Source organism: Porifericola rhodea (genome assembly GCF_030506305.1).
Classification (GTDB): Bacteria; Bacteroidota; Bacteroidia; order Cytophagales; family Cyclobacteriaceae; genus Catalinimonas; species Catalinimonas rhodea.
In genome coordinates, this window is the sequence record NZ_CP119421.1 from 4,333,875 (window position 1) to 4,345,874 (window position 12,000).

9 protein-coding genes are annotated in these 12,000 nt (G+C 42.0%); 6 read left to right on the forward strand and 3 right to left on the reverse strand.

Annotated elements, in window-relative coordinates; genetic code table 11:
• The first annotated feature begins 110 nt into the window (after positions 1-110).
• The 5 genes from gyrA (at position 111) to PZB74_RS17845 (ending at position 9,392) form a co-directional block, all read left to right on the forward strand.
• Positions 111-2,627: a DNA gyrase subunit A gene (gene gyrA / locus PZB74_RS17825; protein ID WP_302238520.1), complete on the forward strand. Its 2,517-nt coding sequence runs from the start codon at positions 111-113 to the stop codon at positions 2,625-2,627.
• A 53-nt stretch (positions 2,628-2,680) separates the two neighbouring features.
• Entirely contained in the window at positions 2,681-3,820 is a 1,140-nt protein-coding gene (locus PZB74_RS17830) for a tetratricopeptide repeat protein (protein ID WP_302238521.1), read from the forward strand.
• Positions 3,821-4,011: 191 nt separating this feature from the next.
• Positions 4,012-6,876, forward strand: coding sequence for a DUF1553 domain-containing protein (locus tag PZB74_RS17835; RefSeq protein ID WP_302238522.1), 2,865 nt, complete (start codon positions 4,012-4,014; stop codon positions 6,874-6,876).
• Between the two features lie 10 nt (positions 6,877-6,886).
• A complete protein-coding gene (locus tag PZB74_RS17840) occupies positions 6,887-8,320 on the forward strand; it encodes a DUF1501 domain-containing protein (RefSeq protein WP_302238523.1) in 1,434 nt (477 codons plus the stop codon).
• A gap of 172 nt (positions 8,321-8,492) precedes the next feature.
• On the forward strand, positions 8,493-9,392 hold the full coding sequence (locus PZB74_RS17845; RefSeq protein WP_302238524.1) for a Nif3-like dinuclear metal center hexameric protein: 900 nt from the start codon (positions 8,493-8,495) through the stop codon (positions 9,390-9,392).
• Positions 9,393-9,496: 104 nt separating this feature from the next.
• Here PZB74_RS17845 and PZB74_RS17850 read toward each other — a convergent pair whose 3' ends face one another.
• Both PZB74_RS17850 and PZB74_RS17855 read right to left on the reverse strand, forming a co-directional pair.
• The gene (locus tag PZB74_RS17850) at positions 9,497-9,823 is read right to left on the reverse strand and encodes a hypothetical protein (protein WP_302238525.1); all 327 of its coding nucleotides are present in this window, start codon (positions 9,821-9,823) and stop codon (positions 9,497-9,499) included.
• 151 nt (positions 9,824-9,974) lie between these two features.
• Positions 9,975-10,667 carry a cyclase family protein gene (locus PZB74_RS17855; protein WP_302238526.1) on the reverse strand — a complete coding sequence of 231 codons (693 nt, stop codon included), beginning with the start codon at positions 10,665-10,667 and terminating at the stop codon, positions 9,975-9,977.
• Between the two features lie 121 nt (positions 10,668-10,788).
• Here PZB74_RS17855 and PZB74_RS17860 point away from each other — a divergent pair, with 121 nt between their 5' ends.
• Positions 10,789-11,073, forward strand: coding sequence for a hypothetical protein (locus PZB74_RS17860; RefSeq protein ID WP_302238527.1), 285 nt, complete (start codon positions 10,789-10,791; stop codon positions 11,071-11,073).
• 324 nt (positions 11,074-11,397) lie between these two features.
• Here PZB74_RS17860 and PZB74_RS17865 read toward each other — a convergent pair whose 3' ends face one another.
• Entirely contained in the window at positions 11,398-11,817 is a 420-nt protein-coding gene (locus PZB74_RS17865; protein WP_302238528.1) for an HU family DNA-binding protein, read from the reverse strand.
• Positions 11,818-12,000: the final 183 nt, after the last annotated feature.

A 12,000-nucleotide genomic window follows, 5' to 3' on the forward strand; every position in this document is an offset into this window, starting at 1 on the left:
GTGTATTGTACTTTTTTTTGGTAAATTGCGCCCTTCATAAAGGGTGATTTTTTGCTTTTTATAAGTAAGGTACCTTTCAGTAAAAATAAATTAGAGTTTGATTATAGACTATGGCAGAAGGCGCTAATGAGAACATCATCCCTATTAATATAGAGGATGAAATGAGAGGAGCGTACATTGACTATTCAATGTCAGTGATTATCTCCAGAGCATTACCAGATGTAAGAGATGGGCTAAAGCCTGTACACCGTAGAGTTCTTTACGGAATGCTTGATTTAGGACTTACACACACCAAATCATACAAAAAGTCCGCAAGAATCGTTGGAGAAGTGTTAGGAAAGTACCACCCTCATGGTGACTCCTCAGTGTACGACACTATGGTACGTATGGCCCAGCACTGGTCCATGCGCTATATGCTTGTTGATGGACAGGGTAACTTTGGCTCGGTAGATGGTGACTCACCTGCGGCTATGCGTTATACCGAGGCTCGTCTTAGAAGAATAGCCGAAGAGCTACTGGCAGATATCAATAAAGATACCATTGACTTCCAGCCCAACTTTGACGATTCCCTTAAAGAACCGGAATGCTTACCTTCTAAAGTACCGAACATTTTAGTAAATGGTACTTCTGGTATTGCGGTAGGTATGGCTACCAATATGGCTCCTCATAACCTCAACGAAGTTGTAGATGGGATTAAGGAGTATATTGACAATGTGGATATTACGATTGAGGAGCTGATGCAGCACGTGAAGGCTCCTGACTTTCCTACCGGGGGTATTATCTACGGTTACAATGGCGTTAAAAATGCTTTTGAAACAGGTAGAGGCCGTATCGTTATGCGCGCCAAAGCAGAGATTGAAGAAACTAAAACCGGTAAATCTCAAATTATCGTAACCGAAATACCTTATCAGGTCAATAAGGCTGCCATGATTGAGAAAACCGCGGCCTTTGTTAACGAAAAGCGTATTGAAGGTATTTCAGATATTCGTGATGAGTCTGACCGTAACGGTATGCGTATCGTGTATGATCTTAAAAAAGACGCGGTTCCAAACGTTGTACTTAATAACCTCTATAAATACACCCAGCTTCAGTCATCTTTTGGAGTAAACAATGTGGCTTTGGTAAAAGGTCGCCCTCAGACCCTGAACCTGAAGCAGATCATTGGTCATTTTGTAGACCACCGACACAATGTTGTTGTAAGAAGAACACAGTACGAACTTAATGAAGCGGAAAAAAGGCTTCACTTACTGGAAGGTTACCTTATCGCTCTAGATAATATTGATAAGGTAATTGAAATCATTCGTTCTTCTCAGGATCCTGAGACTGCCCGTACCCGACTCATGGAGTCTTTTGAGTTGACAGAAATTCAGGCTCGTGCCATTCTGGATATGCGTCTGCAAAGACTTACCGGGCTGGAAAGAGACAAAATTCAGAAAGAATACGAAGAAGTACAGGAGCAGGTAGCTTACCTACGCAAAGTGCTGGATGAGCGCGACTTACGTATGCAAATCATCAAAGACGAGCTGGATGAGCTTAAAGATAAATATGGTGATGAACGTCGTACCGAAATTGTTCATAGTGCTGAAGACCTAAGCACAGAAGATATGATACCTAATGAAGAGATGTTAATTACTATCTCTCATAATGGTTATATCAAAAGAACAAACCTTAGCGAGTATAGAACTCAGGGTAGAGGTGGAGTAGGCTCTAGAGGAGCATCTGCTAAAGATGGTGACTTTACAGAACATCTATTTATAGCGCATACCCATAACTACCTTCTTATCTTTACTGAGTTGGGTAAAGTCTTCTGGATTAAGGTTTACGCCATTCCTGAAGGTAGCAAAACCGCTAAGGGTAGAGCTATACAAAACCTTATCAATATCACGCCTGACGATTCAGTACGTACCGTAATTAATGTACAGAGCCTAGAAGATGCTGATTATGTCAACAACTCTTACCTGGTAATGTGTACTAAAAATGGTATCATCAAAAAAACCAGCCTGGAAGCCTACTCCAGACCAAGAGTCAACGGAATAAATGCTATTACCATCAATGAAGGTGACAGACTGCTTAATGTTGCCCTTACAGATGGTAAGTCTGATGTCATTCTGGCAGTAAAGTCTGGGAGAGCCATCCGATTTAACGAAAGCGAAGTTCGTTCTATGGGACGTACCGCCGCCGGAGTAAGAGGAATTACGCTGGACGATAGTAAGGATGAAGTGATAGGAATGGTTTGTGTGAACGATTTAGAGAAAAATCTGTTAGTAGTTTCTGAAAATGGTTACGGCAAAAGATCACTGCTAGAGGAGTATCGTATCACCAAAAGAGGTGGTAAAGGTGTTAAAACCATGAATATTACCTCTAAAACAGGAGCTTTGGTATCCATAGCAGAAGTAACAGACGAAAACGACCTGATGCTGATTAACCGCTCAGGTATCATGATTCGCCTTGCTGTGTCTGAGCTTCGTGTGATGGGCCGGGCTACTCAGGGAGTAAAACTAATCCGCCTGAACCAGGACGATATCATTACTTCTGTAGCTAAGGTAGACAAGCTGCCGGAAGAAGCTGTAGAAGACAATGATGAAAGCGGTGAGCAGGAAAATAATGAACAAGAAAACAATCAATAATCTATATTTTTTATAAACTTTGTAACAAAAGTTGTCACCCATACTGCACAATTATGAAAAAGTACACTTTAAGTATTATGCTATGTTTGGCCGTAGTTGCGACTGCTTTCGGTCAAAACAAAAACGTTAGAAAGGCTGAATCTGCGCTTGAAAGTGGAGAGCTGGCAGAGGCAAAAGCATTGATAGACCCAGCTATTTCTGATGAAAAAACTAAAGACGATGGAAAAACCTGGTATATCTACGGTCAGGTGTATCAGGCAATAGCAGAAGATTCTACCAACTCTGTTCAGGCAGATCAGCCTTATCAGACTGCACTAGATGCTTACCGTAAAGCAAAAGGCATGGAAAAAGAAGGTTCTGTTTACTATACTTTTGCTGAACAGAAAATTCAGGAAGTTTGGGCAAAAAATATAAATGCCGGAGCAGAAAAGTATCAGCAACAAGATTTTGAGAATGCCATTCGCAATTTTGATGTAGCTAAAATGGCTATTCCTGAAGATACTACCGCTTATATTTATGGAGGTATCTCTGCACAGCAGGCAGGAAATATGGATGTGGCTGCAGAAAATTATGCTTATCTGGTAGACGAACTGGATTATAAAAGTGAGGATTTCTACAATAGCTTAATTTACATCTACCTTGTAGAGAAAAAAGACAACGATAAAGCTGTAGAATACCTTAGAAAAGCTCAGGAAGCTTATCCTGAAAACGCAGATTTCCTTAACAGAGAAATTAACGTTTTAATACAGGAAGAAAACTATGAAGAAGCGGAGCAAAAGCTTTCTAAAGCTATTGAAAATGAAGCTGATAACCCTATCCTTTACTACAACAGAGCTTATTTGTATGAGCAGTTAGAAAAAGAAGATGCTGCTGTAGAAAACTACAAAAAAGCTATTGAACTTGATCCTAACTACTTTGATGCTACCTTTAACCTGGCAGCTTATTACTTTAACAAAGCTGCTGAAATCCTTCAGGAAGCTAACAACATGGATCTGAAAGAGTATCAGAAGCGTGGTAAAGAAATAGAAGAAAGCGCTAAAGTTTATTTTGAAAAAGCACTTCCTTACCTGGAGAAGTCTAAAGAAATTAAACCTGATGACGAAAAAGTATTGTCTACGCTACAGACAGTGTATACTCGTTTAGGTATGGATGACAAAGCAGCTGCGCTTGAGTCTGAAATGAGTGGCCAATAAGCCCATTACTAATATTAATAAAAAGGAAGCTTAGCAATAGGCTTCCTTTTTTTGTGCCCTTTCTCTTAGCATTCTTCCTGCCTTACATTCCATCACTGGCCTGTATTTGTTATATTAGTTGAACTAATACACTTATTACAACCTACGCTTTTGCTCTAAGCTGTTTTGAGAGCAGAAGCTAACGCTACTGTATGGAACTTCATATTTTAGGATGGGTCACTCATTTTTTGGGAAGACTACATCCTTTACTGGTACACTTTCCCATAGGACTGCTAGTGGTCGCTTTATTTCTGGAGACTCTTACACTTAACGGAAAAAGGCCAGGGCTAAGAGAAGGCATCAACTGGCTCATCTACATCGGAGCACTTTCTGCCCTTGCCTCAGCGCTATTAGGTTATCTGCTTTACCAGGCAGAAGATTACCAGGGGCAGACTCTGGACTTTCATCTGGCTTTTGGGCTGCTAACTGCTATACTTTCTTTGCTCACTGCTTCACTATTATATCGGCAACAGCAAAATAAATTCCCTAAGCTTATTGCTTACCGTTCATCTTTAGTACTGACTGTTTTGTGCCTTACCATAGCCGGGCACCTGGGAGCCAATCTTACACATGGAGAAAATTATCTGAGCGAGACGCTTCCCTGGAACAATGGAGCATATGATAAGGGTAAAACTGCCGATCTGTTAGCGGAATTTACTTCAGCAGATACAGCTCATGAACTGAGCACAACACAGAAGGATCGCCTAAACCTGGAAGTACGAGCAATATTCGCCCATAATTGTTACCAATGCCATAGTGAACTTAAGCAAAAAGGCAAACTGGTATTAGAGACAAAAGAGGGAGTCATGCGTGGCGGCGAATCAGGAAAGTTGTTCGTGGCTGGTAATTCTGAGCAGAGCGAAATTATCCGCCGCCTTAAATTACCTCGTGGGCATGAAGAAGCAATGCCCGGCAAAGGCAAAGCGCTTACCAAAGAGCAGATTAAATTAATCAGTTTATGGATAGATGAAGGTGCGCATTGGGCAGATGCCTCACTTAAAGTTTTTCCCGAAGCAGAACTGGCACTTCGTCAACCGGAACTACCGCCAGGCAATGATCCTCAGGCACATCCCGTAGATTTATTGATGAATGAGTATTACAGCCAGCATAATATTAGTGCGCCGCAACTGGTAAATGACAGAATCTTTATTCGTAGAGCATACCTAGATGTACTCGGTTTGCTACCTAAACCTCAGCAAGTACAGGGTTTTGTTCAGAGCACTCAGCCCGACAAAAGAGCGAGACTGGTAGCTGAACTCTTGACAGACAGCACTAATTATACCCAACACTGGCTTAGCTTTTGGAATGACCTGCTGCGCAACGATTATTCCGGAACGGGTTTCATTACCGGAGGACGTAAGCAAATTACCGATTGGCTGTATTCTTCTCTTTACCAGAACAAAGCCTATGACCTGATGGTCAAAGAGCTGACCAATCCTACTGAGGCTTCAGAAGGTTTTATCAAAGGGATACAATGGAGAGGAGTAGTTAATGCGAGCCAGCGTACCGAAATGCAGGCAGCACAAAATATTTCTCAGTCGCTCATGGGTATTAACCTTAAGTGTGCCTCCTGCCACAATAGTTTCGTCAGCAATGTTACGCTAAAGCAGGCTTACGGTTTTGCTAATATCTTTGCAGACTCTACCCTGGAAATCTACCGCTGCGATAAGCCTACCGGACAAATGTCTCAGGTAGAATTTATCTACCCTGAACTGGGAGAGGTTGAAGCTGCATCCTTAAAAGACAAGCTGAAAAGCTTATCAGAGATCATCACCCAACCAGAAAATGGTAGACTGTACCGTACCATCACTAACCGTATATGGCATAGGTTGATGGGAAGAGGCATAGTAGAACCTCTGGATGAGATGGATAATACTCCCTGGAATGAGGACTTACTAGACTGGTTATCTGCTGATCTTATCCATCATAACTATGATCTTAAACATCTGATATACAGAATAATGACATCCTCTGCCTACCAGTCTACTTCAAGTGCTTATGAGAGAGTAGAAGCTCTGCGTTCCGATGACTACCTCTTTAAAGGACCAGTTCGCAGACGACTAAGCGCTGAGCAGTTTGCCGATGCCATCAGCCAGACTATTGCACCAGTTTACTATGCTACTGCTTACGAGCCTTCAGCACAGCATATAAATGCTGCATGGATATGGGCAAGAGAAGTAGAGGTAGAAAGAGATGTATTGCCTAAGCCCGGCAAACGTTACTTTCGTTATGCCTTTAACCTGCCGATAGACAAAGAAGTTGCATCAGCAGAAGTGCTGTTAACTGCCGATCATTCATTTAGCTTTTATATGAATACCCATTTGATAGGTGAAGCTAGTGACTGGCGCAAGGTTCAGTCGTACCGCATTGAGCCCCGGCTTAAGGCAGGAGCTAACATAATCGCAGTGGAAGCAGAAAATGAAGGCAAAGTTGCCAACCCCGCCGGACTATTGTTTGCCCTGAAAATTACGTATACAGATGGTAGTGAGGACTATGTTATGTCAGACAAAGACTGGAAAGTTAGTAAAACGGAACCGCAGATGGGCTGGACAGAAGTAGCCTACGATGACATTGCCTGGGAAAATGTGAAAGAATATCGCTCTGATTACTGGGGTAAGCTGATCAATTTCAGCTTTGATCAGGACGAGCCGCAGGCGTTTGCCCGAGCTTCTATGGTAAAGCTGGATCCTTTTCTAAAAGCTTTGGGGCGGCCCAGCCGAGAGAATGTAACTACCTCTCGTGATGATCAGGCCACTTTGCTTCAGGCATTGGAGCTTACCAATGGAGATTTCTTTAATAATATTATGAAAGAAGGCGCGGAGCGCTGGCTCGCTCAGTATGGTCATGACCATCAGCTTTTGGTAGAGCAGCTCTATTTACAGGCTTTTGGCCGTAAGCCAACGGAACAGGAGCAGACTTTTCTGATCCAGAAGTTGAACGAGAAAGCTCCACAAGAGCCCTTGCAGGATATTTTGTGGGCCAGTGTACTGTTGCCAGAGTTTCAATTTATCTACTAATACTACACCCATGCCTCATTATACAGACCCTATACGCAGAGATTTTATCAAAAAAATGGGAGCCGCTACGCTCTCCGCACTTTCAACTTCCTTACCCTCAGCGAGTTTTTTAAGTAGCTGTAGCCCATCTGAACGCATGCCTTCTTCTATAGATTCTGTAATATTATTATGGATGGCCGGAGGTATGGCTCATACCGAAACCTTTGACCCAAAGGCTTATGCGCCCTATGAGAAAGGGCTGGAAAGCAAAAAAGTACTGAGCACCTTCCCTAAAATTCCTACTGTAGTAGATGACCTCTACTTTTCTGAAGGGCTTGCCGGCATAGGAAGTATAATGGATAAAGGCGCAATTATTCGCTCTTATAGGGCTGCTGACCTGGGGCATATACTTCATACCCGCCATCAATACCATTGGCATACCTGTTATGAACCGCCGCAGTCGGTGCAGCCTCCGCATATAGGGGCATGGATTGCCAGAGAGTTAGGCCCACTCAACCCGGTTATCCCTCCATTTATTAGTATGGGCCAGCGCTTTACAGTGGGGGAAGGCGAAGAGCTCAAAGCATTCCATTCCGCAGGCTTTATGGGTTCAGATTATGGCCCGTTTCTTATACCGGATCCTTCTAGTGGGCTGGACAGCGTAAAGCCTCCACAGGGCATGAGCACCCAACGTTTTGAGCGTAGAAACCAGCTATATAAAGAGCTAATACAGAAAAGTCCGCTGGAAGATAAGGCCTCAGGCTATCAGAAAGAGTCTTTAATGCGCTCAATGGAGCAGGCTTATCGCCTGTTAAACTCACCAGAAGCCAAAGCTTTTGATTTAAGTCAGGAGCCTAAAGAGGTTTACGATACTTATAATACAGGTAGGTTTGGCCTGGGCTGCCTGCTGGCTCGCCGTCTGGTTAAAGAAGGTGCACGATTTATTAGTGTATCTACCGAATACGAACCATTTCTGGGATGGGACACCCACGAAAATGGACATACTCGTCTTAAGAAAATGAAAGAACTTATAGACAGGCCGATAGCTCAGCTGATTAATGACCTGGATGAGAGCGGGCATCTGGACAGAACGCTGGTCATACTGGCTAGTGAGTTCAGTAGAGATGCCATACTGGAAGGTAGGCCGGGAGAAAAAGTAAAGGATCAGGTAGACCAGCCGGAGCAGATTAATGATCTGAAATATTATGGTATGCATCGTCATTTTACAGATGGTTGCTCAGTATTAATGTGGGGAGGTAATATAAAGAAAGGTCTGGTATATGGTAAAACTGCGGACGAACGCCCCTGTGCTTCGGTAGAAAATACAGTAGTGCTGGATCAACTGCACCAGACTATCTATCATATGCTGGGCATTCCACCGGAAACACATTATACAATTGAAGGAAGGCCTTTTTATACTACACCTGATGGAAACGGTAAAGCTTTGCTAGACTTGCTGGCTTAAAAACAAATAAAGCTACTCACTAAGTATTAGACTTAAAGTGTCTGATTTATAGCTATTTATGTGCTTTATGCTGGAGCCAAGACCTGGAATAAATATTTTATAAGCTACTAAGTATTTATGCGAATTTGTGTTTATTCACACTTGCTTATTTTAACAGTTAAATATACTAGCTATGCCGCTTCGCCTACTTATCTTATTATTTGTGGCTTTAACACCAGACCTGCTTACCGCCCAGGCTTACCATGCTGAGCAGCGAACTTCTCAATTAGTACAACCTTCAACATTATCTGCGCAGGATGTTATAGATCGTATTCATAATAACCTTACGGTGGAGTGGAAAGAAGGGGGCGTTGATAACATTAAGGCAGGAAAAGCAGCGCAAACAGTCAGTGGAATTGCCACTACTTTTATGGCAACACTGGATGTACTTAAAAGAGCGTATGCGCAGGGGGCTAATATGGTAATTACCCATGAACCTACATTTTACAATCATCAAGATGATAAATCGTTCTTTGAAACAGATGATCCGGTCTATCTGGCCAAGCTAAAATTTATTGAAGAGCATAATATGGTGGTATATCGCTTTCATGATTATTGGCACATGACCAGACCCGATGGCATATTTGTAGGAGTAGTAGAGGCTTTTGACTGGCAAAAGTACCGCCGGGCTGATGAACAGATATTTGACCTGCCGGAAACTACCCTCGGTGAACTGGCTAGTCAGTTAAGTGAACACTTCAATACGAATACTTTGCGCGTAGTAGGTCCTAAAGATATGAAAGTAAGCACGATAGGTATACTGCCAGGCGCTTATGGCATGAAGCCACAGGTACAAATGATTAGAGAAAATGAACTGGATGTACTGATTGTAGGCGAAAGTGCTGAGTGGGAAACTGTAGAATATGTTAGAGATGGTTTGGAAGCTGGCGTACAAAAAGCACTTATAGTTATGGGACATGCAGACTCCGAAGAGCCGGGAATGAAGTACTGTGCCGAATGGCTTCAGGAGTTTATTAAAGAAGTGCCCGTAACTTTTGTGCCAGCAGGCAATCCCCTATGGTCACCGGAGTAATGCTGTAAGTAAGAGGTAGGCATACTATGGTAAGGCCTGATCAAAAAAGCTTGATGAAGGATTTTATAAGCTTTTGCTTTACCATATAAAAGCCTGATGAGCGCTTAATCTTCCTCAGGCACTGGCTCCAGTTCTAAAATTACTTTGAGGTAGGGCTCTTTTTTATCATCATCCTGCACATACATACCGAGCTTAAGTTCAGTTTCGCTCAGTGCTATAATCTTAAAGTAGGATTGCTGTTGCTCGTACATAATAAAAAAATTGCCCTGTTCATATCTTAAATACATCCCCTGCTTTCCGCTCTTTATGGTACTCAGCTCTGTAAAGTCATAGACAACACCCTCCACCCACCAGAAGCCTTCATCAGTTTGTGCTTTACCCTCTTTCAGTAGCCAGCATTTGTGTATCAGCCCGATGTTAATGTCATCCATAAAAAAAGGTTTACCTCTATAATAGTTCAAAACATTAAGTCATAATATCTTAAAAATCAGAGTTTTATAATTAAGTATCTATAGATGTTATTGATAGGCTTGAGCTACTACTTTAAGTGCCCAGGCTACTGATACTTAGTATGTATAGCGCTTATTCAAAGATTGCTACAGCTCGCACCGGAGAGCCAGTGCCTCCTCTGATCTTTAATGGTAAAGCGATAAAGCGAAAGCGTCCTCTGCCTAATAGCTGGTGCAGATTGACCATATTTTCATAATGAGTAAAGCCTAGCTCTCCACAGATTTGATGCACTTCCTTATTAGAAACCTTAGGAACGCCTGGCGACATAGTCTCTACGCCAAAAGCAGCTATTCCCTTATGTCCCAGCCAGTAGGCAGCATTTGTGCTAAGACCTGGGCCTTTGGGCCAATCTTCTGTACCATAAGCCTTACGATAGTGGTCGGTATACAAGAGTACAGTGTCTCCTTCTCTGATCTCCATATTACTGTGTCGGCAGGCTGCCTCCAGTTCTTCAGGATAAATTAACTCCTGAAAACCTTTGTCCGAAAAGTCCAGACAAATGCCTTCTGTATAGAACATAGAAAGCGGCATAGTATCTATAGACATACCTTTATAGGCTCTGCCCATATGGTTTAGGGCATCTACATGAGTGCCGGTATGCTCTCCCATTTCCAGTTTATACACACTGGGTGAGTGGGTGTCTGCATCTTTCAGGCCTTCCCACTCTTCGTGAGTAGCATACACCTGCATACGTACCGGCGGCAGACTTTTATATACCGGCATACCATCATAGATTTCCTGACTTAAGTCAATGATTTCGCTCATCTTATTTCATAATATTGACTATACAGCAGTAATATCAACCTCATATATTGGGTGGGGATAGAATAAAATGCTGTATGTTCCGCTTTACTGACCTTAATTAATAGCTAATACTATAAAAATTATGATTAAGCCAGAGACAAACTCCCCACTTTATTACTTGCTTTTACTCATTTTATGCACTTCCTGTGCGCCTGAAGTAGATGTAAGTGCCTGTATAGATACCGAAGCACAGGGCTTTTGGTACGGCTTATGGCATGGTTTCATACTGCCTTTTAGCTTTATTATCTCCTTATTTAATGAGGATATAGGCATTTACGCAATCTCTAATAATGGGGGCTGGTATAATTTCGGCTTTGTGTTGGGGGCTAGTCTTATGTTAGGAGGAAGCAGCCGAGCCAAAAAGTAAGGTACAAAGTTTGAGTTTTATCTCAGCTTGCTTTAATAGGCAAAAGCACTTATACATACGATAAAAGAAATTAATACGTATAAACGTATCTATTAATGCGTATAAGCATATGCTTTAATGCGTATTAATCCGGCAAATGATACGTATTAATTGTATCACTTATAGTAGTAAGTTAGTCATAGCTAAAATGGCTAAGCTACAACAACTAATGCGAAAGCAGTTCTAGCTCTTTGGAGAGGGAAAGGAGTTACTGTATGAGCACAAAAAAACCGGGAGCTATTGCCCCCGGCCACCAAACAAAAACAAACATGAAATGGAAAAAACTTAATAAAGCTCGTTACTTTCTTCCTCAGTGTTTGCTTTCTTCACCCTGTTATATTTCAGTGTTTTGAGTGTCTCCTGTAGCTCTGAACCCGGAGAGAAGCGATAATACGCCTTCTTGATCTTACTGGAGTTTACTTCTTCCTCAGAATTGCAGCCTTCACTCTTAATGGTTAAGCGTAATGAACCTAACTCACCCAAACGTACAATCTCACCACGTTCTATATGACGTGGAATAATCATAATTAAAGATTCCAGCACTGCTATAGCATCCGGCGTACTAACAGTGGTAATTTCTGCTATCTCTTTAGCCAGTGCACGAAAGTTAACTTCTCCATTACTTTGAGAAATAGCATAGTATTTAGGTGGGTCCTCTCTTTTCTGGGGGTTTACCTTGGGGACGACATTATATGATACACCCATGACTTATTAAAATTTAATTAAACAATTATTACGCTGAGTGTCAATCAAATACATCACCAGTACGAACACCAAAGCTAAGCAGTATATATTTAAGTATACGTAAGTAATATTGTCTAGTATTATGCCAGCCTTTCTCGTAAATTAAATAAGTGATATACATAATACTGTGTATAATCAAGGCAT